The 24,223-nt window shown below is 63.0% G+C and carries 24 protein-coding genes and 1 riboswitch; of the genes, 15 read left to right on the forward strand and 9 right to left on the reverse strand.

What is annotated here, in order from left to right:
- Positions 1–31: 31 nt before the first annotated feature.
- Positions 32–649 carry a TerC family protein gene (locus ACPYOJ_RS00900; RefSeq protein WP_481414549.1) on the forward strand — a complete coding sequence of 206 codons (618 nt, stop codon included), beginning with the start codon at positions 32–34 and terminating at the stop codon, positions 647–649.
- A gap of 151 nt (positions 650–800) precedes the next feature.
- Positions 801–1,280 carry a GNAT family N-acetyltransferase gene (locus ACPYOJ_RS00905; protein WP_481414550.1) on the forward strand — a complete coding sequence of 160 codons (480 nt, stop codon included), beginning with the start codon at positions 801–803 and terminating at the stop codon, positions 1,278–1,280.
- A 21-nt stretch (positions 1,281–1,301) separates the two neighbouring features.
- On the opposite strand, the gene ACPYOJ_RS00910 is transcribed toward ACPYOJ_RS00905, so the two are convergent.
- Positions 1,302–2,135 (reverse strand): amidohydrolase family protein, encoded by an 834-nt coding sequence (locus tag ACPYOJ_RS00910; RefSeq protein ID WP_481414551.1) that lies wholly within the window; start codon positions 2,133–2,135, stop codon positions 1,302–1,304.
- A 156-nt stretch (positions 2,136–2,291) separates the two neighbouring features.
- Here ACPYOJ_RS00910 and ACPYOJ_RS00915 point away from each other — a divergent pair, with 156 nt between their 5' ends.
- Positions 2,292–2,750 carry a YbaK/EbsC family protein gene (locus ACPYOJ_RS00915; RefSeq protein WP_168829857.1) on the forward strand — a complete coding sequence of 153 codons (459 nt, stop codon included), beginning with the start codon at positions 2,292–2,294 and terminating at the stop codon, positions 2,748–2,750.
- Between the two features lie 96 nt (positions 2,751–2,846).
- On the forward strand, positions 2,847–3,851 hold the full coding sequence (locus ACPYOJ_RS00920; protein ID WP_481414552.1) for a Tim44 domain-containing protein: 1,005 nt from the start codon (positions 2,847–2,849) through the stop codon (positions 3,849–3,851).
- Between the two features lie 4 nt (positions 3,852–3,855).
- On the opposite strand, the gene ACPYOJ_RS00925 is transcribed toward ACPYOJ_RS00920, so the two are convergent.
- Both ACPYOJ_RS00925 and ACPYOJ_RS00930 read right to left on the reverse strand, forming a co-directional pair.
- Positions 3,856–5,133, reverse strand: a complete 1,278-nt coding sequence (locus ACPYOJ_RS00925; RefSeq protein ID WP_481414553.1) for an L-fuconate dehydratase — start codon at positions 5,131–5,133, stop codon at positions 3,856–3,858.
- A gap of 27 nt (positions 5,134–5,160) precedes the next feature.
- The gene (locus tag ACPYOJ_RS00930) at positions 5,161–5,895 is read right to left on the reverse strand and encodes an SDR family oxidoreductase (protein ID WP_481414554.1); all 735 of its coding nucleotides are present in this window, start codon (positions 5,893–5,895) and stop codon (positions 5,161–5,163) included.
- A gap of 330 nt (positions 5,896–6,225) precedes the next feature.
- Between ACPYOJ_RS00930 and ACPYOJ_RS00935 the strand changes: the two genes are divergently transcribed.
- Positions 6,226–7,488 carry a glycerate kinase type-2 family protein gene (locus ACPYOJ_RS00935; protein ID WP_481414555.1) on the forward strand — a complete coding sequence of 421 codons (1,263 nt, stop codon included), beginning with the start codon at positions 6,226–6,228 and terminating at the stop codon, positions 7,486–7,488.
- 17 nt (positions 7,489–7,505) lie between these two features.
- Here the strand turns inward: ACPYOJ_RS00935 and ACPYOJ_RS00940 are convergent, their stop codons facing one another.
- Positions 7,506–8,516, reverse strand: coding sequence for an AraC family transcriptional regulator (locus ACPYOJ_RS00940; RefSeq protein WP_481414556.1), 1,011 nt, complete (start codon positions 8,514–8,516; stop codon positions 7,506–7,508).
- Positions 8,517–8,695: 179 nt separating this feature from the next.
- Between ACPYOJ_RS00940 and ACPYOJ_RS00945 the strand changes: the two genes are divergently transcribed.
- The 7 genes from ACPYOJ_RS00945 to lpdA all read left to right on the forward strand — a co-directional run bounded on the left by ACPYOJ_RS00945 (position 8,696) and on the right by lpdA (position 16,795).
- Complete coding sequence (locus ACPYOJ_RS00945) at positions 8,696–9,463, forward strand: 3-hydroxyacyl-CoA dehydrogenase (protein ID WP_481414557.1); 768 nt, start codon at positions 8,696–8,698, stop codon at positions 9,461–9,463.
- Positions 9,464–9,486: 23 nt separating this feature from the next.
- On the forward strand, positions 9,487–10,674 hold the full coding sequence (locus ACPYOJ_RS00950) for an acetyl-CoA C-acyltransferase (protein WP_481414558.1): 1,188 nt from the start codon (positions 9,487–9,489) through the stop codon (positions 10,672–10,674).
- Positions 10,675–10,696: 22 nt separating this feature from the next.
- The gene (locus ACPYOJ_RS00955) at positions 10,697–11,824 is read left to right on the forward strand and encodes an acyl-CoA dehydrogenase family protein (protein WP_481414559.1); all 1,128 of its coding nucleotides are present in this window, start codon (positions 10,697–10,699) and stop codon (positions 11,822–11,824) included.
- A gap of 65 nt (positions 11,825–11,889) precedes the next feature.
- Positions 11,890–13,122: a thiamine pyrophosphate-dependent enzyme gene (locus tag ACPYOJ_RS00960; RefSeq protein ID WP_481414560.1), complete on the forward strand. Its 1,233-nt coding sequence runs from the start codon at positions 11,890–11,892 to the stop codon at positions 13,120–13,122.
- 1 nt (position 13,123) lies between these two features.
- The gene (locus ACPYOJ_RS00965) at positions 13,124–14,137 is read left to right on the forward strand and encodes an alpha-ketoacid dehydrogenase subunit beta (RefSeq protein WP_481414561.1); all 1,014 of its coding nucleotides are present in this window, start codon (positions 13,124–13,126) and stop codon (positions 14,135–14,137) included.
- A 3-nt stretch (positions 14,138–14,140) separates the two neighbouring features.
- A complete protein-coding gene (locus ACPYOJ_RS00970) occupies positions 14,141–15,394 on the forward strand; it encodes a dihydrolipoamide acetyltransferase family protein (RefSeq protein ID WP_481414562.1) in 1,254 nt (417 codons plus the stop codon).
- A 3-nt stretch (positions 15,395–15,397) separates the two neighbouring features.
- On the forward strand, positions 15,398–16,795 hold the full coding sequence (lpdA, locus tag ACPYOJ_RS00975; protein ID WP_481414563.1) for a dihydrolipoyl dehydrogenase: 1,398 nt from the start codon (positions 15,398–15,400) through the stop codon (positions 16,793–16,795).
- Positions 16,796–16,824: 29 nt separating this feature from the next.
- On the opposite strand, the gene ACPYOJ_RS00980 is transcribed toward lpdA, so the two are convergent.
- From ACPYOJ_RS00980 to thiC, 5 genes are read right to left on the reverse strand one after another with little or no spacing between them, the layout of a single operon-like run.
- On the reverse strand, positions 16,825–17,445 hold the full coding sequence (locus ACPYOJ_RS00980; protein ID WP_481414564.1) for a thiamine phosphate synthase: 621 nt from the start codon (positions 17,443–17,445) through the stop codon (positions 16,825–16,827).
- Positions 17,442–18,215, reverse strand: a complete 774-nt coding sequence (locus tag ACPYOJ_RS00985; RefSeq protein WP_481414565.1) for a thiazole synthase — start codon at positions 18,213–18,215, stop codon at positions 17,442–17,444. Before ACPYOJ_RS00985 ends, ACPYOJ_RS00980 begins: the two co-directional genes overlap by 4 nt.
- A gap of 3 nt (positions 18,216–18,218) precedes the next feature.
- Positions 18,219–18,416, reverse strand: coding sequence for a sulfur carrier protein ThiS (thiS, locus tag ACPYOJ_RS00990; RefSeq protein ID WP_481414566.1), 198 nt, complete (start codon positions 18,414–18,416; stop codon positions 18,219–18,221).
- Positions 18,413–19,381, reverse strand: a complete 969-nt coding sequence (gene thiO, locus ACPYOJ_RS00995) for a glycine oxidase ThiO (RefSeq protein ID WP_481414567.1) — start codon at positions 19,379–19,381, stop codon at positions 18,413–18,415. Before thiO ends, thiS begins: the two co-directional genes overlap by 4 nt.
- Position 19,382: 1 nt before the next feature.
- A complete protein-coding gene (gene thiC / locus ACPYOJ_RS01000) occupies positions 19,383–21,209 on the reverse strand; it encodes a phosphomethylpyrimidine synthase ThiC (RefSeq protein ID WP_481414568.1) in 1,827 nt (608 codons plus the stop codon).
- 93 nt (positions 21,210–21,302) lie between these two features.
- Positions 21,303–21,414: riboswitch (TPP riboswitch) on the reverse strand.
- Between the two features lie 248 nt (positions 21,415–21,662).
- On the opposite strand from thiC, the gene ACPYOJ_RS01005 reads away from it, so the two are divergent.
- From ACPYOJ_RS01005 to ACPYOJ_RS01015, 3 genes are read left to right on the forward strand one after another with little or no spacing between them, the layout of a single operon-like run.
- Positions 21,663–22,796: a transporter substrate-binding protein gene (locus ACPYOJ_RS01005; protein ID WP_481414569.1), complete on the forward strand. Its 1,134-nt coding sequence runs from the start codon at positions 21,663–21,665 to the stop codon at positions 22,794–22,796.
- Positions 22,793–23,374: an ANTAR domain-containing response regulator gene (locus ACPYOJ_RS01010; protein WP_481414570.1), complete on the forward strand. Its 582-nt coding sequence runs from the start codon at positions 22,793–22,795 to the stop codon at positions 23,372–23,374. Before ACPYOJ_RS01005 ends, ACPYOJ_RS01010 begins: the two co-directional genes overlap by 4 nt.
- Positions 23,374–24,222 carry an ABC transporter permease gene (locus ACPYOJ_RS01015; protein WP_481414571.1) on the forward strand — a complete coding sequence of 283 codons (849 nt, stop codon included), beginning with the start codon at positions 23,374–23,376 and terminating at the stop codon, positions 24,220–24,222. Before ACPYOJ_RS01010 ends, ACPYOJ_RS01015 begins: the two co-directional genes overlap by 1 nt.
- The last annotated feature ends 1 nt before the right edge of the window (position 24,223 follow it).

The following is a 24,223-nucleotide window of genomic DNA, read 5'->3' on the forward strand; positions in this document are numbered from 1 at the left end:
GGCTTCTCGAAAGCATCGGGGGACGTTTTCTATGGAAATTTTTACTGCCGCGGGTTTGGCTGCGCTCCTGCAAGTCATCGCGATCGATCTTGTTCTTGCCGGCGATAACGCCGTCGTCATCGGCCTTGCTGCGGCCGGCCTGCCGGCCGAACAGCGCAAGAAGGCCATTCTGGTCGGCATTCTGGCAGCCACCGTACTGCGTGTTGCTTTTGCATCGGTCACGGTTCAACTCCTGAATATCGTCGGCCTATTGCTGGCCGGTGGCCTGCTCCTGCTCTGGGTCTGCTGGAAGATGTGGCGCGAGCTTCGCTCGCAGCATGGAAGCGTCGACGAGACCCTCGATGAAGGAGCGGCCCCGAAATACAAGAAAACCTTCATGCAGGCCGCGAGCCAGATCGTCATCGCCGACGTGTCGATGTCTCTGGACAATGTATTGGCCGTTGCCGGCGCCGCTCGCGAGCATCCGACCGTTCTGATCGTTGGACTTGTACTTTCGATCGCCCTGATGGGCATCGCGGCAAATCTCGTCGCGCGCTTGCTCAACCGCCACCGCTGGATCGCCTATATTGGCCTGCTGATCATCCTCTATGTCGCGCTCGACATGATGTATCGCGGCACCCTGGAAGTCTGGCCTTACATGCAGGGCTAGAAGCGAAGCGCATCGCCTTACAAGGCGGGTCGGCGAAAGCCGGTCCGCCTTTTTGCTTTTTTTGCTGCACCTGCTCGACTCAGGGACTGTTGACAAGCCGTGTGCAGCAAAATCAATCTCGTTGAAAGACGTCTATTCGGGAGGGCTTGAGGTGGCAGACCTGCTGGTGAGCTTGTATTCCAACAAGCTCGATGAGCTAAAGCAGAAGGCCGAAGCGGCTGGCGTGACCATTCGGCCGGCTCTTCCTCCGGAGCTGCATATCGTCGTCGACTGGGTGCGGCTGAACTTCAGCGAGGACTGGGCGAGCGAATGCAATGTTGCCTTTTCGCGTCAGCCCATCGCCTGCCTGATCGCGGTTGAAAACGGTAAATTGCTCGGCTTTGCCTGCTACGACGCCACCGCCCGTGGTTTCTTTGGTCCGACCGGCGTCGATAGCGCCGCCCGCGGCAAGGGCATCGGCCTCGCGCTCTTTTCCGCCTGCCTCCAGACCATGAAAACCCTTGGGTATGCCTATGCCATCATCGGCGACGCCGGCCCCGTCGATTTCTATGCGAAGACAGCCGGCGCCATCGAAATTCCCGCGCCCGACAAGGGCATCTACGAGGGTATGCTGAGAAAGACGTCGAACTAGCCCGAATTCCTTTCAGGCGGCTCAGAGCCCGTAGAAGCGTTCGCCGTTCGATGCCCAGATCTTCTGCTGGTCGGCAGCACTCAGGTTCTTCATGGCATTGCCGAGGGTCTCGATCCAGCGGCTGTAGTCCGCAACGAGATTGACAACGGGCCAGTCGCTTCCGAAGACGAGCCGATCTGAACCGAAGATATCGAAGACAGCCTCCAGATAGGGCTGAAGCCGCTCCGGTGTCCAGTCCGGACCATCCTCGGTGACGATCCCGGAGATCTTGCAATGGACGTGGCGAAGATCACGGAAACGTTCCATGTCGCGCCGCCACGGCTCGAAGTTGCCGCTTCCGATTTCAGGCTTGGCCATGTGATCGACGATGACAGGCAGATCGGGATAACGCTCGATGAACCTGATCGTGTTGAGGATATGCCGCGGCTTGATCAGCGCGTCGAACCGCAGGCCGAGGTCGAGCATGGCGCGGAACGCGGGATCGAGCTCCTTCTTGAGGATCCAGTCGTCTTCCGGCAGGTCCTGAAGGTAGGGACGGATGCTCTTCAGCTTCGGAAAGCGCGCCCAGCCGGCGAGGTCGGCTGCGGCCGTCGGCGCCAAGAGATCGAGCCAGGCAACGACCCCCCTGACGAAATCGCGCCCATCGGCAAGACCAAGAAGGTAGCCGGTTTCATGAACAGAGGACGCGGCGGAGACGAGGACGACGCCCTCGACATTGTTCTTCTCCATCAGCGGAAGGGCATCGCGCGGCCCGTAATCGCGGTACAGCACTTTGTCATCCGGCGACATCCAGAGCGAATAGTAGGGCTCCATCGCCAATGTCCAGAAATGCATATGACAATCGATGCGCCGCATGGCTTCCTCCCTCAAACGTCTGCTCCGCCCGACAAGAGGTTCAGAAAACCAGCCCGATCGCAAGTGCGCCCGGCTCGAAATCGGGTTGAAATATCTTGATTGCGAGTCGCTTTCCTGGGGGTTCAAATCCTGCCCTTCCTGGTTTAGCATCGGTCCATGAGCTTCGAATCCGTCCGCGCCTTTTTCGGCGCACATGCACCCGACATTGAGATCATCGAAACCACCGGCAGCTCTTCGACGGTCGCGCTAGCGGCCGAAGCGCATGGCGTCGAACCTGCGCAGATCGCCAAGACGATCTGCCTGCGGGTCGGCGAAGAGACGATGCTGGTCGTCGCAAGCGGTACGGCACGTCTCGACAACCGGAAATTCAAGGATGCCTTCGGCGGCAAAGGCCGGATGCTGGGACCGGAGGAAGTCCTGGCAGCGACCAGTCATCCGGTCGGCGGTGTCTGCCCCTTCGGGCTACCCGCGCCGATCCCAGTCTATTGCGATATTTCGCTGAAACGCTACGACGAAGTGGTGCCAGCCGCCGGTTCGACAAACTCGGCTGTTCGCATTTCGACGGAGCGGCTGGCCGAACTCACCCGGGCCAAATGGGTCGATGTCTGCCAATAAGTCCGGTCGCAGAACTTCAAATCGCCTAACCAGCGCCTATATGAGTTTCACCGTATGAATTGCACCATGCCGTGGTTGGGCATGAGAGGAGATGAGATGCCGAGTACCGTTTCGCGTCTTGCCAAGTTCGTGGCTATCGCCGCTTTGACGAGCGCTACCATTTTTGCTGCCTATGGCGACGCCGAGGCGCGCCGCGCCGGAGGTTTCGGTGGATTCGGCAGCCGCGGGACGCGCACTTTCCAAGCGCCGCCGGTCACGCGCACCGCGCCGGCTCCGGCCGCGCCGATGGAACGCTCGATGACGCCGCGTCCGCAGACACCCGCCACTGCGCAACAGCCTTTTAACACACAGCGCCCGGGTGGCCTGTTCGGCGGTTTCGGCCGTTCGATGATCGGAGGCCTCATTGCCGGTGGCCTGCTCGGCATGCTGCTCGGCCATGGATTCGGCGGCGGCTTCGGTTTCCTCGGCATGCTGCTGCAGATCGCGCTGATCTTTGGCGCCGTGACGCTTGCCATGCGCTTCTTCGCCAATCGCCGCCAGCCGTCCTACGGTGGAGCCAGTGGCCGGGGCGGTCCGTCTTATAGCAACATGTCGTCGAACAACAATTCGTCGTTTCGCATTCCCACGATCGGTTCCGGCGCCGGCGGCTACCAGCAGCAGCGCAATAATCGGCCGAACGATGAAATCGGGCTCACACAAGCCGATCTCGACCAGTTCGAAGAGCTGCTGACCAAGGTGCAGACTGCCTACGGCGCCGAGGACTACGGCATGCTCCGCAAGCTGACGACGCCCGAAGCCATGTCCTATCTCGCAGAAGAGCTTGGCGAGAACGCCACCAATGGCGTGCGCAACAGCGTCTCCGACGTCAAGCTGCTGCAGGGCGATATTGCCGAAGCCTGGCGCGAAGGCGATCAGGACTATGCGACGCTTGCCATGCGCTATTCGTCGGTCGACGCGATGGTCGACCGCAACACCGGCCGCGTCGTCTCCGGTGACGACAGCCACCCGAGCGAGAGCACCGAAGTCTGGACGTTCACTCGGAGGAATGGCGGCGACTGGAAGCTCGCCGCTATTCAGGGCACCGGTCAGCGCGCAGCCTGAACTATCACCCCTTGAAGGTGTAGTCGGTGATCGACTGCGCCTTCATTTCAATTGAAAAACCGGGATTGGAAGGCGGCATATAGGCGGCGTCCCTGATCACGCACGGATCGAGGAAATGTTCGTGCAAATGGTCGACATATTCGATCACGCGGCCTTCCTTGGTGCCGGACACAGCGACATAGTCGATCATCGACAGGTGCTGCACATATTCGCAAAGGCCGACGCCGCCCGCATGCGGCCAGACCGGTAGGCCGTATTTGGCGGCGATGAGCAGCACCGCCAGCACCTCGTTCAGCCCGCCCATACGGCAGGAGTCGATCTGCACGATGTCGATTGCGCCCTCGGCGATGAACTGCTTGAACATGATGCGGTTCTGGCACATCTCGCCGGTCGCGACCTTGACCGGGCCGATCGCCTCGCGGATCTTCCGATGCCCGGCTACATCATCGGGACTGGTTGGTTCCTCGATGAAGTAGGGTTTGGCGAACGCTAGTTCCTTCACCCAGTCGATCGCTTGGCTGACCTCCCAGACCTGATTGGCGTCGATCATCAGGTAGCGATCCGGTCCAATGACCTCGCGGGCGATGCGCAGGCGGCGGATATCGTCTGCAAGATCGCGGCCGACCTTCATCTTCACGTGGTTGAAACCGGCGTCGATCGCTTCCTGGCAGAGCCGGCGCAGTTTCGCGTCGTCATAGCCGAGCCAGCCGGCGGATGTCGTGTAGGAGGCGTAGCCTTCCTTTTCGAGCGTCGCAATCCGCTCCGCCTTGCCGGCCTCGGCACGTTTCAGGATCGCGACAGCCTCGTCACGCGTCAGAACGTCGGTCAGGTAACGATAGTCGACGATGTCGGCGATTTCTTCCGGACTCATCTCCGCAACGAGCCGCCACACCGGTTTTCCGGCCTGCTTGGCAAGAAGATCCCAGACCGCGTTGACCACCGCCCCGGTCGCAAGATGGATGGCGCCCTTTTCCGGCCCGATCCAGCGGAGCTGGCTGTCGCTTGTCAGATGGCGCCAGAATCTGCCCGGATGGGCGAGAATTTCAGCGAGGTCCGCGCCGAGAACCAGATGCTTCATCGCCTCGATCGCCATGCAGCAGATATCGTTGCCGCGGCCGATGGTGAAGGTCAGACCGTGCCCTGAAAGCTGCGGCTCGTCGGTATCCAGAATGACGTAAGCCGCCGAATAGTCGGGATCCGGGTTCATCGCGTCGGATCCGTCGAGGCTCTGCGAGGTCGGAAAGCGAAGATCAAAGACACGAAGGCCGGTAATGCGGGTCATGGGCTCCTCCCCCGGAGGCTCGGACGATCAGATCGTCCAGCCGCCGTCAATGCAATAGGCCTGGCCGCTGGTATAGGTGGCACCGGCGAGGTAGACGGCAAGATCGGCGATCTCTTCGGGCGTGCCGAGACGGCCCATCGGCTGGCGCGAAATGAAGGCGGCACGCGCTGTCTCATAGTCACCCTGCGCGCGCATGCGGTCCTGCAGGGACGGGCTTTCGACGGTACCAGGGCAGATGGCGTTGCAGCGGATGCCGTTCGCCACGTAATCGGCGGCAACCGATTTCGTGAGACCGAGCACGGCGGCCTTGGTGACGCCGTAGGCAAAGCGGTTCGGCACGCCTTTGATGCTGGAGGCGACGGAAGCCATGTTGATGATCGACCCGTCTTTCCGCTCCAACATGCCGGGCAGCACGGCGCGGATCGTGCGGATCATCGCCTTGACGTTGAGATCGAAGGCGAATTCCAGATCCGAATCCTTCATTTCGAGAATGGACCCGGCGTGCACGAAGCCAGCGCAATTGAAGAGCACGTCGACGGCGCCGATTTCAGCGACCAGCGCCTTCACCGCCTCCTCGTCCAGCACATTGAGCTTGTGCGTCGATATGCCGGTCTCTTCGGCAAGCGCTGCCAGCGCATCCGTATTGATATCCGTTGCGTGGACCTTTGCTCCGGCCTGATGGAACGCAATCGCGCTGGCGCGGCCGATGCCCTGCGCTGCGGCCGTGATCAGGACTGTCTTGCCGGAAAGAGTGATGCTCATGTCTTGGCCTCTTCAGGATCAACAATGCGGGAGGAAGCGCAATCAGCGTTGCGAAGATTCGCAGCAAAGGAAGTGCGACATCCCTACTCCTCCTCCTTGAGCGGTCGGTCGTCTGCATGCGTATCGCACTATCGATAGGAAGCTTGGACGGAAAAGGCAACGATCATCTTTTCCACACCACGGCGTGCCCCGCGGGGGCTACCTTCTTGACGCAGAAAAACGAAAATCCCGAATCTCGGACTTGCGCAACCGGTCGATCTTCTGAATGGTGCTGGCTGAGGAGTACCGGCGCACACGGCTGTCCGGCGATGTAGATTCGGAAGATTTCTTGTGACTGTTTCATCCCCCCGCACCTTCTTGTCGTCCCTGTTCCATGAGGCCGTACGGGCGGCCGACCCGCTGACCGGTATCAAGGCGCATTTGCCCGCAAAGCCAAAAGGCCGCACCGTAGTCATCGGCGCCGGCAAGGGTGCCGCACAGATGGCACGCGCGCTTGAGAGCGTCTGGGACGGGTCGCTCGATGGCGTCGTGGTTACACGTTACGGCTATGGCTGCGAAACGCAGTCGATCGAGATCATCGAGGCTGCTCATCCGGTGCCGGATGCCGCTGGCCTTGCCGCATCCAAGCGGCTGGTGGAAGCGGCGAAGGACCTGACGCCGGACGATCTGGTGATCGCGCTGATCTGCGGCGGCGGCTCCGCCTTGCTGCCGGCGCCGCCCGAAGGCTTGACCCTCGACGACGAGATTGCGCTGAACGAGATGCTGCTTGCCTCGGGGGCGCCGATTTCGGCGATGAACGTTGTGCGCAAGCATCTGTCCACGATCAAGGGCGGACGGCTGGCCGCTGCCACAAAGGCGCGCGTTGTCAGCCTGATCGTTTCGGACATCCCGGGCGACAATCCTGCGCATGTCGCCTCCGGCCCGACCGTTCCTGACAGCTCGACCCGGCAGGACGCTTTGGAAATAGTCCGCCAATACGGACTGAAATTACCGCAGGCGGCCCTTAACCATCTTGCCTCGCCGCAAGCCGATGCGCCTGGCGCGGACGATCCGATCTTTGCCGGGCATACGCACCATATCATCGCCTCGGCCGGCGTTTCGCTCGAGGCGGCCGCGGCGCTCGCGGGGTCACAGGGCATTACGCCGGTGATCCTCTCGGATTCGATCGAAGGCGAGTCCCGTGACGTCGCGCTGGTGCATGCGGCGATCGCCCGCGAGGTGCTTGGCCATAACCGGCCCTTCGAGAAGCCGGTGGTCATCCTGTCCGGCGGCGAGACGACCGTTACGCTGAGGGCCAAAGGCGGCAAGGGCGGACGCAACGGCGAATTCGCGCTCGCCGCAGCGCTGGCGATCGACGGCCATGACATCCATCTGCTGGCCGCCGATACCGACGGCATCGACGGCTCGGAAGACAATGCAGGCGCGTTCGCCGACGGTTCCACGGTCAAACGCCTGCGTGCCCAAGGCCTCGATCCCCGCCGGCTGCTTGACGCCAACGACAGCTATTCAGGCTTTCAAGCAATCGGCGATCTCTTTGAGACCGGACCGACGGGCACCAACGTCAATGACTTCAGGGCGATTCTGATTCGCTAGGTCCCGGCGGAAGGTGTTCAGCCGCTAACCGCAACTCTACTCTCCCGGCGGAAGGCGTCCGGGCTCTTGAACATCCATTTGCGGAATGCGCGATAGAAGGCGCTGGGTTCGGAGTAGCCGAGCTGTGTTGCGATATCGCCGACCGTCTTCGACGTGTTGAGCAGCATGTCGACGGCAAGGTCGCGGCGTATGTCGTCCTTGATGGCGGCATAGCTCTGGCCTTCCTCGTCGAGTCTGTGGCGCAGCGTGGACGGCGGCATCCGCATTTCGGCCGCGAGGTCCACGAAACTCGACCAGGCAGTCGGAGGCACGCGGCCGAGCCTGCGGCGCACGCTGGCAGCGAGCCCGGCATCGTAGCGGTAGCGCACGAGAATGTTCGCCGGCGCACCGCGCAGGAATTGCTTCAGTGCCTGCTCGGAGCGTGAGACCGGCAGGTCAAGCATGGCGATGTCGAAGCCAAGCCGACTGATCGGCTGGGAGAAACGAACCGGCGCGCCGAAGAAGAGCCGGTAATCGGCCCCTTGTTGAGGTTCGTCGCACCGGAAATCGACCAGCCGGATCGGAATGCGGCGGCCAACCAGCCAACAGGTGATCCCGTGGAGAATGATCCAGTACGTGCGATAGGCGAAAGCCGAGCGCGGCGGACCGGCATCCCTGAGTTCGATCTGTGCCATCCCGTCGCGGATGACGAGTTCGCCCCGTGGATCCTCCAGCACGATATTGAGGAAACGCAGCGCCCGGCGCAAGGCGTGGCCGAGCGTCGGCGCATGCAGCACGCAGTGGCAGAGCAAGGTGAAGCTTCCTCTGCGCATTGGACGTCCGCCCATCCCGAAGAATTCGTCGTCGAGTTCGGCCGCGATCGCGAGCCACAGTGCGCCATAGACTTCGGCCGAGACGGGCTCGTCGACATTCTCCGGCAGGCCGATTGCGGCGAGCATAGCCTCCGCCGGCTTTCCCATCCGGCGGAGGCTTTCGAGCGCTTCCTCGACAAATCCTGGCGCGATCATGCGCCTCTCGATTTCCGCCATTGCCGCCTCCCGGTGTGGCAAAACTGTCCGAAATTATGGAGCAGTTTAGTCATCGCTTGCAATAGTGGGACGACATAGACTCCGTGCTATTCTGGAGGAGCCAATTTGCAGCGCCAAGCGTCTGCAGCTGGCCTAGGCGCTGCATGAGAGGAGCATGTTAGGGCTGTGGGAGGAAATCCATGTTGATCCGTGGCGCAAGCTTTATCGTCACCGGCGGCGGCTCCGGCCTGGGCGCGGCGACGGCGAGGATGCTGGTCGCAGACGGCTCCCGCGTCGTCATTGCCGACCTCAACGACGAAGCCGGTGAAAAGATCGCGGCGGAACTCGGTACGGATGTTCGTTACGTTCATGCCGACGTCACAAGCGCGGAGGATGGCGCAAATGTCGTCGCTGCCGCGCTCGAGGCATTTGGCGGTCTGCGCGGGCTTATCAATTGCGCCGGCATAGCGCCGGCTGAAAAGGTGATCGGGCGCGACGGTCCCCATCGGCTCGAGAGCTTTGCGCAGACGATCGGCATCAATCTCGTCGGCACCTTCAACATGATCCGGCTGGCCGCATCCGCCATCCAGCAAGAGGAACCGGACGCGGAGGGCGAGCGTGGCGTGATCGTCAATACGGCCTCGGTTGCAGCCTTCGATGGACAGGTCGGGCAGGCCGCCTATTCCGCCTCCAAGGGCGGGATCGCGGCGATGACGCTGCCGATTGCCCGCGAACTCGCCCGCCACGGCATACGCGTCGTATCGATCGCTCCCGGCATCTTCGAGACGCCGATGATGGCAGGTATGCCACACGAGGTTCAGGAGGCGCTTGGCAAGAGCGTCCCCTTCCCGTCTCGTCTCGGCCGGCCCGCTGAATTTGCCGCCCTGGTGCGCCATATATGTGAGAACAGCATGCTGAACGGCGAGGTCATCCGCCTCGACGGCGCATTGCGAATGAGCGCCCGCTGAGCGGTCCCTCGGGAGGAAAAGACATGGCATTGCAGGACCCAGTCGTGATCGTCGGCTCGGCGCGCACGCCGATCGGCGGATTTCAGGGTGAACTCCGCGACGCGGCAGCGCCCGAACTTGGGGCAGCAGCGATCCGCGCTGCCCTTCAGCGCAGCCAGGTCGGGCCCGAAACCGTCGACGAAGTCGTCTTCGGCTGCGTGCTTCCTGCCGGCCAAGGGCAGGCGCCGGCAAGGCAGGCGGCGATCGGCGCCGGGCTGCCCTTCTCGACCGCCGCCAGTACCGTCAACAAGATGTGCGGCTCCGGCATGAAAGCCGCGATGATCGCTCACGACCTGATTGCCGCCGGGAGTACCTCCATCGCCGTCGCGGGCGGCATGGAAAGCATGACGAATGCGCCCTATCTCCTCGATCGGGCACGGGGCGGCTACCGCCTCGGCCACGGGCGCGTCATCGACCACATGTTCCTCGACGGGCTGGAGGATGCTTACGACAAGGGGCGGTTGATGGGCACCTTCGCGGAAGACTGTGCAGAGGCCTACCAGTTTACGCGCGCGGCGCAGGACACCTACGCCATCGCTTCGCTGACCCGAGCGCAAAAAGCAATCGAAGCCGGCTATTTCGACGCCGAGGTAACTCCTGTTACCGTCAAAGGCGGCAAAGGTGAGCATGCGGTCGACCGCGACGAGCAGCCGGGCAAGGCGAAGCTCGACAAGATCCCGACCCTCAAGCCGGCATTCCGCGATGGCGGCACCGTGACCGCCGCCAATTCCAGCTCGATTTCCGACGGTGCCGCCGCGCTGGTGCTCATGCGCCGCTCGGAAGCCGACCGCAGGGGATTGCAGCCTCTCGCGACCATCACCGGCCACGCCACCCATTCGCAGGCGCCGAACCTGTTTGCGACTGCGCCGATCGGCGCTCTTGGGAAGCTTGCCGATCGAACCGGCTGGGCGCTTGAGGACGTCGATCTCTTCGAGATCAACGAGGCCTTCGCCGTCGTCGCCATGGCGGCGATGCGTGACCTTGACCTGCCGCACGACAAGGTCAACGTGCACGGCGGCGCCTGCGCGCTTGGCCATCCGATCGGCGCTTCCGGAGCGCGCATCATCGTCACGCTGCTCGCGGCACTCGAGCGCTATGATCTCAAGCGCGGCATGGCGGCCCTTTGCATCGGCGGCGGCGAGGCGACCGCCGTCGCCATCGAGCGGCACTAACGAGAATGGGGAGGAAACGCTTATGATCCTTTCCGATGTGCAGCAGCAAATCCGCGATCTCGCCCGCGACTTCGCCCGCGAGCGCCTCGCGCCGGGTGCGGCTGCCCGCGATCGCGATCACGCCTTTCCCCGCGAGGAACTCAAGGAGATGGGCGAGCTCGGCCTTCTCGGCATGCTCGTTCCGGAAGCCTATGGCGGCTCCGACACCGGCACCGTAGCCTATGCCGCGGCCGTCGAGGAAATCGCCGCAGGCGATGGGCCGTGCTCAACCATCATGAGCGTCCACAGCTCGGTCGGCTGCGTGCCGATCCTGAAATTCGGCAGCGAGGAGCAGAAGCAGCGCTTCCTGCCGAAGCTCGCGAGCGGCGAATGGATCGGCGGCTTCGCGCTGACCGAGCCGCAGGCGGGCTCCGACGCATCCAACCTGCGCAGCCGCGCGCGACGCGACGGCGATCACTATGTCATCGACGGCGCCAAGCAGTTCATCACGTCAGGCAAAAACGGCCAGATGATCATCGTCTTCGCCGTCACCGATCCCGAGGCCGGCAAGAAGGGCATCACTGCCTTCATCGTGCCGACCGACACGCCCGGCTATGAGGTCATCCGCGTCGAGGAAAAGCTTGGCCTGCATTCCACCGACACTTGCCAGATCGCCTTCAACGGCATGCGCATCCCCGTGGAGCTCAGGCTCGGCGAGGAGGGCGAAGGGTACCGTATCGCGCTCGCAAACCTCGAGGGCGGACGGATTGGCATCGCCGCGCAAGCGGTCGGCATGGCGCGCGCGGCCTTCGAGGCGGCGCGTGACTATGCCCGGGAGAGAATAGCCTTCGGCAAGCCTGTCATCGAACATCAGGCGGTCGCCTTCCGCCTGGCCGACATGGCGACGCAGATCGAGGCAGCACGCAACCTCGTTTTCCATGCGGCCGAGCTGCGTGAAAACGGGCTCCCCTGCCTTTCGGAAGCATCTATGGCGAAGCTCTTCGCCTCCGAAATGGCCGAGCGCGTCTGCTCCGACGCGATCCAGATCCACGGAGGCTACGGCTACATGGCCGACTATCCGGTCGAGCGTATCTACCGGGATGTCCGCATCTGCCAGATTTACGAGGGAACCAGTGACGTGCAGCGCATGGTGATTGCACGCAATCTATAGCAAACACGGGCCGTCCTGTTTCCGGGAGGAGCGGAACGGGGCGGCAAAGGGAGGAACGAGACCATATGACGCAAGCCGCTCAACTGAGCCTGCATGTCCCAGAACCCGCCGTCCGTCCGGGCGGCCAGCCTGATTTTTCAAACGTCAAGATCGCCAAAGCGGGCGCGGTGCCGCGCCCCGAGGTCGATGTCGCGCCCGAGGATATCCGCGATCTCGCCTACTCGATCATTCGCGTCCTCAATCGCGAGGGAGAGGCGGTGGGTCCGTGGGCCGGCATGCTTTCCGACGAGGAACTGCTCACCGGTCTCCGCAACATGATGAAGCTTCGCGCCTTCGACGCCCGCATGCTGATGGCGCAGCGCCAGGGCAAGACGTCCTTCTACATGCAGCATCTCGGCGAAGAGGCCGTGAGCTGCGCCTTTCGAAAGGCGCTTAGCAAGGGGGACATGAACTTTCCGACTTATCGGCAGGCGGGTCTTTTGATCGCCGACGACTATCCGATGGTCGAGATGATGAACCAGATCTACTCCAACGAGGCTGATCCGCTGCACGGCCGGCAATTGCCGATCATGTACTCCTCGAAGGAGCACGGCTTCTTCACCATTTCCGGCAATCTGGCGACGCAATACGTTCAGGCGGTCGGCTGGGCAATGGCCTCCGCCATCAAGAAAGACACACGCATTGCCGCCGCCTGGATCGGCGATGGATCGACCGCTGAATCCGACTTCCATTCGGCGCTCGTCTTCGCCTCCACCTACAAACCGCCGGTCATCCTCAATATCGTCAACAATCAGTGGGCGATCTCGACCTTCCAGGGCATCGCACGCGGCGGTTCTGGAACCTTCGCCGCCCGCGGCCTTGGCTTTGGCATCCCGGCACTCCGCGTCGACGGCAACGACTATCTCGCGGTCTATGCCGTTGCCCAGTGGGCGGTCGAGCGCGCCCGGCGCAATCTCGGTCCGACGCTGATCGAGTATGTCACCTACCGCGTCGGCGCCCATTCGACCTCGGACGATCCGAGCGCCTACCGCCCGAAGACCGAGTCCGAGGCCTGGCCGCTCGGAGATCCTGTGCTTCGGTTGAAGAAGCATCTCATCGTCAGGGGCGCCTGGTCCGAAGAGCGCCATCTCCAGGCGGAGGCCGAGATCATGGACGAGGTGATCGAGGCGCAGAAGCAGGCGGAACATCACGGCACGCTGCATGCGGGCGGCAAGCCCTCCGTGCGCGACATCTTCGAGGGTGTCTACGCCGAGATGCCCCCGCATATTCGCCGCCAGCGGCAGAAGGCCGGGTACTGACATGGCAAGAATGACAATGATCGAAGCCGTGCGCAGCGCCATGGACGTTTCGATGGCACGCGACGACGACGTCGTGGTCTTCGGCGAGGACGTCGGCTATTTCGGCGGCGTGTTCCGCTGCACACAGGGGCTTCAGGCAAAATACGGCAAGACTCGTTGTTTCGACGCGCCAATCAGCGAGTCCGGGATCGTCGGCACCGCAATCGGCATGGCAGCCTACGGGCTGAAGCCCTGCGTCGAGATCCAGTTCGCTGACTACATGTACCCGGCCTACGACCAGATCACGCAGGAGGCGGCCCGCATCCGCTACCGCTCGAACGGCGATTTCACCTGCCCGATCGTGCTGCGCATGCCGACGGGCGGCGGAATCTTCGGCGGGCAGACGCATAGCCAGAGCCCGGAGGCACTGTTTACCCATGTTTGTGGACTGAAGGTCGTGGTGCCCTCCAATCCTTATGACGCCAAGGGCCTGCTCATCTCTTCGATCGAGGATCCGGATCCGGTGATGTTCCTGGAGCCGAAGCGGCTCTACAACGGCCCATTCGATGGCCACCATGAACGCCCGGTCACGCCATGGTCGAAACACGAACTTGGCGACGTTCCCGAGGGGCACTACACGATCCCGATCGGCAAGGCAGAGGTGCGCCGGACCGGATCGGCGGTAACGGTGATCGCATATGGCACCATGGTGCATGTGGCTCTGGCAGCTGCCGAAGATACCGGCATCGATGCCGAGGTGATCGACCTGCGCAGCCTGCTGCCGCTCGACCTCGATACCATCGTCCAGTCCGTGTCGAAGACCGGGCGCTGCGTCGTCGTCCACGAGGCAACGCTCACCTCCGGCTTCGGCGCCGAAGTGACAGCGCTCGTGCAGGAGCATTGCTTCTACCATCTGGAGGCGCCCGTTGTTCGGGTTGCCGGTTGGGACACGCCTTACCCGCATGCGCAGGAATGGGACTATTTCCCCGGGCCCGGCCGCGTCGGACGGGCGCTTACCGAAGTCTTGGAGGCCTGAGCCATGGGCGAATTCGTGATCAAGATGCCTGACGTCGGCGAAGGCGTGGCCGAGGCAGAGCTCGTGGAATGGCACGTCAAGGCCGGCGATCCGGTGCGCGAGGATATGGTGATCGCCGCCGTGATGACCGACAAGGCTACGGTCGAGATCCCCTCGCCAGTGACCGGCACTGTCGTCTGGCTCGGAGCCGAGATCGGCGACAAGATCGCTGTGAAGGCGCCACTGGTTCGCATCGAGACTGCGGGGGAAGGCGGCGAGGACAAGGCGGCGGCACCCGCTCCAGCGCCTCCGAAGCCTGTCCAGCCGCTGCGGCTTGTCGAACCGGCAATGCCAGTGGCAGAAAAGCAGCCGGCGGCTCCTCGCGAAGCGACCGCAACGCTGGCGGAAAAACCCCTGGCGTCCCCGGCGGTACGGCTATTTGCCCGGGAGCATGGCGTCGACCTGAGGCAGGTGGCGGGAAGCGGCCCCGTAGGCCGGATTCTGCGCGAAGACATCGACCAGTTCGTCGCCCGCGGCGCTGCCTCCTCTCCGGCGCCGGTAGCACCTGCAAGGAAGACCGCAACCGAAGAGATCAAGCTCACGGGTCTTCGGCGCCGCATCGCTGAGAAAATGTCTGTCGCGGCCTCCCGCATTCCGCACATCACTTATGTCGAGGAAATCGACGTGACGGCGCTGGAAGAGCTCAGGGCCACCATGAACAGCAATCGCAAGCCGGAGCAACCGAAACTGACTGTTCTGCCTTTCCTGATGCGAGCAATCGTGAAGGCGGTAGCCGAGCAGCCAAATTTCAACGCCACGTTCGACGACCATGCAGGCATTCTCACGCGTCACAGTGCCGTCCATATGGGTATTGCGACGCAGACACCGGCAGGACTCATGGTTCCCGTTGTCCGCCATGCCGAGGCGCGCAGCGTCTGGGATTGCGCCGGTGAGATGAGCCGGCTAGCGGAAGCCGCACGCGCCGGCACGGCGACGCGCGACGAGCTCAGCGGCTCGACCATAACCATCAGCTCGCTCGGCGCTCTCGGCGGCGTCGTCTCGACGCCGGTGATCAATCACCCCGAGGTTGCCATCGTCGGTGTCAACAAGATCGCCGTCCGCCCGATCTTCGACGGCACGCAGTTCGTGCCGAGAAAAATCATGAATCTCTCCTCGAGTTTCGACCACCGTATCATCGACGGATGGGATGCCGCGACCTTCGTCCAGCGCATCCGCACGCTGCTCGAGACGCCAGCACTGATTTTCATTGAAGGCTGAGACATGAAAGAGATCGTCTGCAAGCTGCTCGTCATCGGCGCCGGCCCGGGCGGCTATGTCTGCGCCATCCGCGCAGGACAACTCGGCATCGACACGGTGATCGTCGAGGAAAGCAAGCCGGGCGGCACCTGCCTGAATGTCGGATGCATCCCCTCGAAGGCGCTTATCCATGCGGCGGACGAATTTGCCGCCGTGCGCAGCATGACGAATGGCAAGAGCCCGATCGGCATCCGGGTCGCGGATCCTGCCATCGACCTTGCGAAGACCATCGCGTGGAAGGACGGCATCGTCGGCCGCCTGAACGGCGGCGTTTCGGCGCTGCTGCAAAAGGCCAAGGTAAAGGTGGTTCATGGGCGGGCGACCTTTCGCGACGGCAAGACCGTCGAGGTTGGAACGGAGACCGGCGCGCAGATCATCCGCGCCGAAACCGTCGTCATCGCCACCGGATCGGCGCCGGTGGAACTCAGTGCCCTTCCCTTCGGTGGCCGCGTCATTTCCTCCACCGAAGCGCTGTCGCTGACCGAACTGCCGAAAAAGCTCGTGGTTGTCGGCGCCGGCTATATCGGCCTCGAGCTCGGCACTGCTTTTGCCAAGCTGGGTTCCGAAGTGACCGTCGTCGAAGCCATGCCGCAGATCCTGCCGCAATATGACGCTGATCTCGTACGCCCCGTCCAGCGAAAGTTGGGGGAACTCGGCATCCGCATACTGACAGGGGCGAAGGCAAAAGGGCTCTCCGGCGACGGCGGCGCGCTGGCGGTCGAGACAGCGGATGGCCAGGAACAACAGCTGCCCGCCGATCGTATTCTGGTCACCGTCGGACGAAGGCCCAGAACTTCGGGATCGGGACTGGAGGAACTGGACCTCGATCGTTCGGGACCCTACCTGCGCATCGACGATCACTGCCGAACTTCAATGCGGGGCGTCTATGCGATCGGCGATATCACCGGGGAGCCGATGCTTGCCCATCGCGCCATGGCGCAGGGCGAAATGGTGGCCGAGATCGTCGCCGGGCGTAAACGCGCCTGGGACAAGCGCTGCATCCCCGCAGTCTGCTTCACCGACCCGGAGATCGTGACGGCGGGCCTTTCTCCCGGCGAGGCGCGCGCGCAGGGCTATGACGTCCGCGTCGGCCAGTTTCCCTTCAATGCCAATGGCCGCGCCATGACGATGCATTCGGAAGACGGCTTCGTGCGCGTCGTGGCACGAACCGATACCAATCTCGTGCTCGGTTTGCAGGCTGTCGGCGTCGGCGTCTCCGAGCTTTCAGCCATGTTCGCGCACACCATGGAAATGGGCGCGCGGCTCGAGGATATCGCAGGAACGATCCACGCCCACCCGACGCGCAGCGAAGGCGTGCAGGAGGCCGCCCTCAAGGCGCTTGGCCACGCGTTGCACATCTAGACGCGGCTAAGCCGCGTACCTTGCTGCGGTCACGAGGGCAATGCGGCTCTCCATCTGGCCGTGGCTTCCAGCCACTGCCGGGTACGTGCCTCCGGATCAGTATGCAGCGTGATGTCCGTCACCACGGCCGCACTGTCTGCGCCATGCGCAAAGACGCCGTCGATGCGATCGATATTGAGACCGCCGATGGCGACGAGCGGCAGGCTGCCGATCCGCGCCTTCCATTCACGCAGCCGTTCCAGGCCTTGCGGCGCCCATTTCATCTGCTTCAGGATCGTCGGATAGACGGGGCCGAGGGCGACATAGTCTGGCTCCGCCGCCAGCGCCGCCTCCAGTTCAGCCTCGTCATGGGTCGAGAGGCCGAGCTTCAGGCCAGCCGCACGGATCGCGTTGAGATCGGCCTCAGCAAGGTCTTCCTGGCCAAGATGGAGGAAATCGCATCCCTCGTCGATTGCCAGTTTCCAATAGTCGTTGACGATCAGCTGGCAGCCATATGCGGAGCAGATCGCCTTTGCGGTACGGATCTCAACGCGGATCTCCGCCTCCGTACGGTCCTTGATGCGCAGTTGAACAAGCTTAACGCCCAGCGGCACGAGACGAGCGATCAACTCGGCGCTGTCAACGATCAGGTAGAAGGGGTCGAGCCTCATGCGAACACCGCCTTCCCGATAACCGGGGTCGAGGGCACGGCCATGTCGCGCGGTTCCAGCATGCCGGCGCCGAATGCCAGTCTTCCGGCCTCAATCGCCTTGGCGAAGGAATCGGCCATCTCGACGGGGTTGCCGGCACCGGCGACCGCGGTGTTCAGAAGCACGGCATCGAAACCGAGTTCCATGACCATTGCGGCATGCGACGGCCGGCCGATGCCTGCATCGACGATGAGCGGTATATCGGGGAAGTGCGCTCTGATCGCACGAAGCGCGGAGGGGTTGAGCGGCCCGGCGGCGCTCCCGATCGGCGCGCACCAGGGCATCAGGACCTTGCAGCCCGCTTCGATCAGCCGTTCCGCAACGACGAGGTCGTCAGTCGTATAGGGAAAGACTTCGAAGCCTTCACTCGAGAGAATGCGCGCAGCCTCCACGAGCCCAAACACATCGGGTTGCAGCGTATCGTGATTGCCGATCACCTCGAGCTTTATCCAGTTGGTTCCAAACACCTCGCGCGCCATCTTGGCCGTCAGCACCGCTTCCGAGACGCCATGACAGCCTGCGGTATTGGGCAGCACGCGCACGTCCAGCGCCCTGATCATCTCGAAAAACGCGCCGCCGTTTCGGCCGCCGGCGGCTTCCCGGCGCAGCGAGACCGTCACGATCTCCGTTCCCGATCGCTTCACCGCCTCGGAAAGGATAGCCGGCGAAGGATAGCGGGCAGTGCCGAGGAGTAGGCGGGACGTAACATCGGTTCCGTATAGGTTCAGCATCGGTCAGCCTCCCTGCATCGGCGTCAGGACTTCTATCCTGTCGTTCTCATTGAGGCTGTGGGCCAAGCGGTCCTCCCGGTGAACGAGCTCGCCATTGACGGCGGTCGCCAGCCAATCGCCCTCGTATTCCATCAGCGTCAGCACTTCGGAGAGCGTCGTTGCGGCGATATCCTGAGGCTCACCATTGACGATCAGTCTCATGGGGCATTCCTTCCAGTTGGGTTGAAGACAAGATCCGCGGCTTTGGCGGCCATCGCCGGTGCGAGCAGAAAGCCGTGGCGATAGAGACCGTTGACAACGACTGCCTTTCCTTCGCGGGTCGCGCGGGGGAAGTTGTCGGGAAAGGCGGGCCGGATGCCGACGCCGGTTTCGACAACCGTTGCGTCGGCAAACGCGGGGTGCAGCGCATAGGCGGCGTTCAGCAATTCCATCAACGAGCGCGCCGAGACCGGACCATCGAACTCGGTCTCGATCATCGTGGCACCGATCATGAAAAGCCCGCCGCCACGGGGGACGACATAGACCGGAATGCGAGGGTGCAGGAGACGAACCGGACGGTCGAGCGTCACCTCATGGGTTTGGAGGTAGAGCATTTCGCCGCGGACGCCTCGCAGGCCCTCCGTCTTTCCGATTTGCCCAGCGCCGGTGCAGTCGACACAGTCGTCGAAGCCGCGCTCGTCAGCGCACTCGCCGACGAACGACACACCCTGCATCGTCAGTTTCTCTCGCAGCATCGTCAGCGCTCGGCGCGGGTCGAGGTGCGCTTCGCGGGAAAAGAACAAACCTTGCCTGAAGCGCCCGGCAAGCGCCGGTTCCAGCGAGGCAATATCCTCTTCACGAAGCCACTCGTAACCTGAAGTGCGGCTAGCGAAGCGTTGCAACTCGCTTTGGTCGCGCGCGGGCGCCACCACGAGCGTGCCGTTCCTTCGAACTTCCGTCGGCAGTATCGCATCCCACCGGTCGGCTGCGTCGAGGCCGTGCACGAGCACAGCTTCCTCCGCACTTTCCCGCTCGCACCAGGGCGCCAGCATTCCGCCGGCCAGCCACGATGCGGCACGGCGGAATCCCGGAGACTGGTCGAACACGGTAACCTCGGCTCCGCGGGTGCGAAGCTCATGGGCCACCGTGAGGCCGGCAACGCCGGCCCCTTTGACAAGCATGCGCATGTCAGCCGTCCGAAGGCTTGATGCCATCGACCGGCATGTAGAGATCGCCGCCGTCCCGGTAGCGAGCCGCCATAGCGTCCAAGCCCTCCTTCTGCGCTTCGGCGCGGATGTCATGCGAGATCCGCATCGAGCAGAATTTCGGGCCGCACATCGAGCAGAAGTGCGCGACCTTGTGCGCCTCCTTCGGCAGCGTCTCATCGTGGAAGGAACGTGCCGTTTCGGGATCGAGCGAGAGGTTGAACTGGTCCTCCCAGCGGAATTCGAAACGGGCGCGCGACAGCGCGTCGTCGCGCACCTGAGCGGCCGGGTGCCCCTTGGCGAGATCGGCTGCATGGGCGGCGATCTTATAGGTGATGACGCCGGTCTTGACGTCGTTGCGATCCGGCAGGCCAAGGTGCTCCTTCGGCGTAACGTAGCAGAGCATCGCCGTGCCGAACCAGCCGATCATCGCCGCCCCAATGCCGGAGGTGATGTGGTCGTAGCCGGGCGCGATGTCGGTTGTCAGCGGCCCCAGCGTATAGAAGGGCGCTTCGCCGCAGACGGCGAGCTGCTTGTCCATGTTCTCCTTGATCTTGTGCATCGGCACGTGGCCGGGCCCTTCGATCATGACCTGGCAGTCCTTCGCCCAGGCTATCTTCGTGAGTTCGCCAAGGGTCTCGAGCTCGGCGAACTGCGCGGCATCGTTGGCGTCGGCAATCGAACCCGGGCGCAGGCCGTCGCCCAGCGAGAAGGAGACGTCATAGGCGCGGCAGATATCGCAGATCTCTTCGAAATGTTCGTAGAGGAAGCTCTCGCGGTGGTGATGCAGACACCACTTCGCCATGATCGAGCCGCCGCGCGAGACGATGCCGGTCACGCGGTTGACGGTGAGCGGAATGTAGTGGAGCCGGACGCCGGCATGGATGGTGAAGTAGTCGACCCCCTGCTCCGCCTGCTCGATCAGCGTGTCGCGGTAGATTTCCCAGGTCAGGTCCTCGGCAATGCCTTCGACCTTCTCCAGCGCTTGGTAGAGCGGCACGGTGCCGATCGGCAGAGGCGAGTTGCGGATAATCCATTCGCGAATGTTGTGAATGTTGCGGCCGGTCGAAAGGTCCATGACGGTATCGGCGCCCCAGCGCGCGGCCCAGACCATCTTTTCTACCTCTTCCGCCATCGACGAGGTGACGGCGGAGTTGCCGATATTGGCATTGATCTTCACCAGGAAGTTCCGGCCGATGATCATCGGCTCGGATTCCGGATGGTTGATGTTGGCGGGAATGATCGCCCTGCCTGCCGCCACTTCCTGGCGGACGAACTCCGGCGTGACGTGATCCGGAATATGGGCTCCGAAGCTCTCGCCATCACGCACCATGGCCTCTTTCTGTGCCTTGCGGCCGAGGTTCTCGCGGATGGCGATGAATTCCATCTCCGGCGTGATGATGCCGGCGCGCGCATAGGCGAGCTGGGTGACCGCTTTGCCATTCGTTGCGCGCAGCGGCTGGCGCTTGGCGGGAAACTCGGGCGTCAAACGTTCGCCTTTGGCAAAGCCGTTGTCTTCGGGGCGCACATCGCGGCCCTGATAGGCCTCGACGTCGCCGCGGGCGAGGACCCAGTCCCGCCGAAGCTGTGGCAGGCCTTCCTCGATGCGAATATCGGCGCCCTCGACCGTATAGGCGCCGGAGGAATCGTAGACGGTGACCGGTGGCTCGCCCGAGGTCGGGTGAACGCTGATCTCGCGCATCGGCACCCGGATATCGGGGTGAATCTCCCCCGGAACGTAAATCTTGCGCGATGCCGGCAGCGGGCCGGTTGTGACGGTCGGGGTGGGAATTTTTGCGGCAATATTCATGGTTTGAGGCTCCAAGTTGCGATTTGGAGACCCAGTCCTCAGCCGGAATGATGGAAAGACGCCGGCACGGATTCCTTGGCGGAATCCAAAGCCTTTCGAGCGCTCGCACCGTCCCTACGCCAGTATGAACTGGATCAGGTTCAACGGGTCACTGCGCACGTCAGCAGTATCTCAGCCCCTTGCCGGGACCCCCCTGGTGAATGCGTGAAGGTTAGGATCGGGCGCCGCTGGTGTCAAGACGAATGGAACATCTTGCCTGCCTCGACAACAAAACCATGAGTCGTGTTCTCGCTGCCCTTGACAAGCCGAACTGCCGGTATTTTATTCACGCCTGTGGATTAGGCACTGCCTCCGCGCTTACATGACTTCGATAGTCGCTGGGCAGTTTCGCCTCATGACGCCCCATCAACCGATGGGACCGCGTCGTGGGGTTTTTTGTTTTTTGGATTCCGCATGGATAAAACGTTGAAGATCGGCATCCTCTTCTCCACGACCGGCCCTTACGGGTCGATGGGCCGCGATGCGCGCGACGGCGCGGAATTTGCGATGGAGGAGCTCGCCGCGGCAGGCAGGCAAACGATCGAGCCGGTCTTCTTCGATCCGCACGCCGATCTTTCTGCCTATCTCGAAGGCGCCCGCCACCTGCTGCGTGCCGGATGCCGCCACATCGTCGGTACGATCACGTCTGCCGCCCGCAAGGAAGTCATTCCGCTTGTGGAAAAACACGATGGCCTCCTTTGGTACATGTGCCCCTATGAGGGCTTCGAGGCCAACGAGAATGTCATCTATGTCGGCGGTTGTCCGAACCAGCATCTGATCCCGCTTTTCGACCATCTCATCCCGCGATTCGGCGCCCGCCCCTACCTCGTTGGAGCGAACTACGTCTGGGGCTGGGAGATGAACCGTCTCGCCCGCGAACTTATCAGCAATGCCGACGGCGAGGTTCTCGGCGAGCGCTACCTGCCACTCGAGGAAACGGCTGTCGAGCGCATCGTCGCGGACATCGAGCAGCGCCGCCCGAGCTTCATTCTCAACAATTTGATCGGCCCCTCTAGTTACGCCTTCCTGGAGGCCATCAAACAGCTTGGGGTTCGCGACCCGGCATTCCGTGCTGAAAATTGCCCGGTCGTCAGCTGCGACCTGATGGAATGCGAGCTGGATGAAATCGCGGCCGGCGCGGCAGTCGGGCAGCTTTGCGCCGCTTCCTATTTCGACAATCTTGGTACGCCGGAGAACGCCGCGTTCAAAGTCCGAGTCGCTCAGCGATATGGCCGTGTACGGCGCGTCTCGAGCGTCTTTGCCAGTGCCTATACAGCCGTCAAGCTCTGCACCGAAGCTATCCTCGCCGCAGGCAGCGACGATCCCCCGTCGGTACGCCGAGAACTCTACGCCAATACTTGGCCGACGCTATTCGGCGCGCTGTCGATCGATCCCGAAACCAATCATGCGGCGCTGCCCTTCCATCTCGGCCGCATCAATCCCAACAACGGCTTCGATGTCATCGCCTCGCGCCCGCCGCTCGCCGCCGACCCCTATCTCACCAGGCGCGACAAGCAGGCGCCGCCGAAGCTGCGGGTGGTGTCATGAGAGAGACCCCTAATTTTACAGGCTGGCATGCCGCGATTATCCACCGCGAAGATGGCAACACCGAAAGGCTGATCCGGCAACTGCGCCTGCTTGGCATTCGCGCGACGCTGCAGTGGGCTCCGCTTTCCGCCGCCGAACTCCCTCAGATCGTGATTGTCGATGCCGATCAGGGTTGGGACGACCTCCTGCCATGGACGGGCGCCAATCCGGCCTGCCCGGTCGTCGCATTGCTCGGTTCCGAAGCACCGGGCCGCATTGCCTGGGCACTCGAAAAAGGTGCTGGAGCAATCATCGCCAAGCCGATCGCAACATCGGCCGTCTATCCCGCGCTCGTCATGGCCGTCTCCATCTATCAGGAGCGCAAGAACAATGCCGAACGGCTGCAATATCTGGAAGAGCGCGTGCGGCTTCGTCCGCTGGTCCATGCCGCCGTTGAGAAACTCATGACGGCCCGCGGGCTCGACGAGGAACGCGCCTATGCGATCCTGCGCGATTGCGCCATGCGCCGGCGCCTGCCGATGGAGCAGATCGCCGCGTTCATTCTCGGCGGCGCCGAACCATTGCCGGAGGTTGGCTGATGCGAGTACTCAAAGCCATGCTGCGCCAGCCTGCAGCCCTGATCGGCCTCGTGGTCGTCGTCGTCGTGGTGACGATGGCAATCGCCGCGCCGCTGATAGCACCTTTCAGCCCGGAAGAGCAGATGTTCGACGGCCTGTCGCTGGAGGGCGCGCCGCTGCCGCCGGGCGGACAGTTCCTGCTCGGCACGGATACGCTCGGCCGCGACCTCTTTTCCCGCCTGCTTTTTGGTGCCCGAACCTCGCTGGTCATCGGCCTCGTGGCAAATGGCATTGCCGTCACGATCGGCCTCTTCATCGGCATCGTCGCAGGCTATGTCCGCGGCTTCGCAAGCAGCGTGCTGATGCGCTTCACCGACCTGATGATGGCGTTTCCCGCATTGCTGCTGGCGATCGTGCTCGCAGCCCTCCTGAAGCCCAGTTTATGGATCGTCGCGATGGTGATTGCGCTCGTTAACTGGGTGCAGGTCGCGCGTATCGTCTATACCGAGACACGCGGCCTTGCCGAGCGCGACTTCATCATGGCTGAACGCTCACTCGGCGCCGGTCATCTGCGCGTGCTCTTCATGCATATCCTGCCCCACCTGATACCCACGGCCATCGTCTGGGGAACGCTCGGCATTGCGACGACCGTGCTTCTGGAGGCGACACTCTCCTTCCTCGGCATCGGCGTTCAGCCGCCGCAGCCGTCCTGGGGCAACATCATCTTCGAAAGCCAGAGCTATTTCCAGGACGCGCCCTGGCTGGTGTTCATCCCCGGCGCCGTCATTCTGGCGACGGCGCTGTCCTTCAATCTCGTCGGCGATGCACTCCGCGACATCCTCGATCCGACGCAGCGCGGGAGAGGTTGAG

This window comes from Rhizobium sp. SVR5-9E (assembly GCF_056755095.1).

Excerpts from the sequence above, each read along its gene's own strand:
- ACPYOJ_RS01005 (WP_481414569.1), top strand. The coding sequence starts at position 21,663 with ATGGATAAAACGTTGAAGATCGGCATCCTCTTCTCCACGACCGGCCCT.
- ACPYOJ_RS00900 (WP_481414549.1), top strand. The coding sequence starts at position 32 with ATGGAAATTTTTACTGCCGCGGGTTTGGCTGCGCTCCTGCAAGTCATC.
- lpdA (WP_481414563.1), top strand. The coding sequence starts at position 15,398 with ATGAAAGAGATCGTCTGCAAGCTGCTCGTCATCGGCGCCGGCCCGGGC.
- ACPYOJ_RS00930 (WP_481414554.1), bottom strand. The coding sequence starts at position 5,895 with ATGAGCATCACTCTTTCCGGCAAGACAGTCCTGATCACGGCCGCAGCG.
- thiC (WP_481414568.1), bottom strand. The coding sequence starts at position 21,209 with ATGAATATTGCCGCAAAAATTCCCACCCCGACCGTCACAACCGGCCCG.
- ACPYOJ_RS00940 (WP_481414556.1), bottom strand. The coding sequence starts at position 8,516 with ATGGCGGAAATCGAGAGGCGCATGATCGCGCCAGGATTTGTCGAGGAA.
- ACPYOJ_RS00920 (WP_481414552.1), top strand. The coding sequence starts at position 2,847 with ATGCCGAGTACCGTTTCGCGTCTTGCCAAGTTCGTGGCTATCGCCGCT.
- ACPYOJ_RS00925 (WP_481414553.1), bottom strand. The coding sequence starts at position 5,133 with ATGACCCGCATTACCGGCCTTCGTGTCTTTGATCTTCGCTTTCCGACC.
- ACPYOJ_RS00955 (WP_481414559.1), top strand. The coding sequence starts at position 10,697 with ATGATCCTTTCCGATGTGCAGCAGCAAATCCGCGATCTCGCCCGCGAC.
- ACPYOJ_RS00945 (WP_481414557.1), top strand. The coding sequence starts at position 8,696 with ATGTTGATCCGTGGCGCAAGCTTTATCGTCACCGGCGGCGGCTCCGGC.
- ACPYOJ_RS00970 (WP_481414562.1), top strand. The coding sequence starts at position 14,141 with ATGGGCGAATTCGTGATCAAGATGCCTGACGTCGGCGAAGGCGTGGCC.
- ACPYOJ_RS01010 (WP_481414570.1), top strand. The coding sequence starts at position 22,793 with ATGAGAGAGACCCCTAATTTTACAGGCTGGCATGCCGCGATTATCCAC.
- ACPYOJ_RS00985 (WP_481414565.1), bottom strand. The coding sequence starts at position 18,215 with ATGCTGAACCTATACGGAACCGATGTTACGTCCCGCCTACTCCTCGGC.
- ACPYOJ_RS00965 (WP_481414561.1), top strand. The coding sequence starts at position 13,124 with ATGGCAAGAATGACAATGATCGAAGCCGTGCGCAGCGCCATGGACGTT.
- ACPYOJ_RS00960 (WP_481414560.1), top strand. The coding sequence starts at position 11,890 with ATGACGCAAGCCGCTCAACTGAGCCTGCATGTCCCAGAACCCGCCGTC.
- ACPYOJ_RS00950 (WP_481414558.1), top strand. The coding sequence starts at position 9,487 with ATGGCATTGCAGGACCCAGTCGTGATCGTCGGCTCGGCGCGCACGCCG.
- ACPYOJ_RS01015 (WP_481414571.1), top strand. The coding sequence starts at position 23,374 with ATGCGAGTACTCAAAGCCATGCTGCGCCAGCCTGCAGCCCTGATCGGC.
- ACPYOJ_RS00915 (WP_168829857.1), top strand. The coding sequence starts at position 2,292 with ATGAGCTTCGAATCCGTCCGCGCCTTTTTCGGCGCACATGCACCCGAC.
- ACPYOJ_RS00910 (WP_481414551.1), bottom strand. The coding sequence starts at position 2,135 with ATGCGGCGCATCGATTGTCATATGCATTTCTGGACATTGGCGATGGAG.
- ACPYOJ_RS00980 (WP_481414564.1), bottom strand. The coding sequence starts at position 17,445 with ATGAGGCTCGACCCCTTCTACCTGATCGTTGACAGCGCCGAGTTGATC.
- thiS (WP_481414566.1), bottom strand. The coding sequence starts at position 18,416 with ATGAGACTGATCGTCAATGGTGAGCCTCAGGATATCGCCGCAACGACG.
- thiO (WP_481414567.1), bottom strand. The coding sequence starts at position 19,381 with ATGCGCATGCTTGTCAAAGGGGCCGGCGTTGCCGGCCTCACGGTGGCC.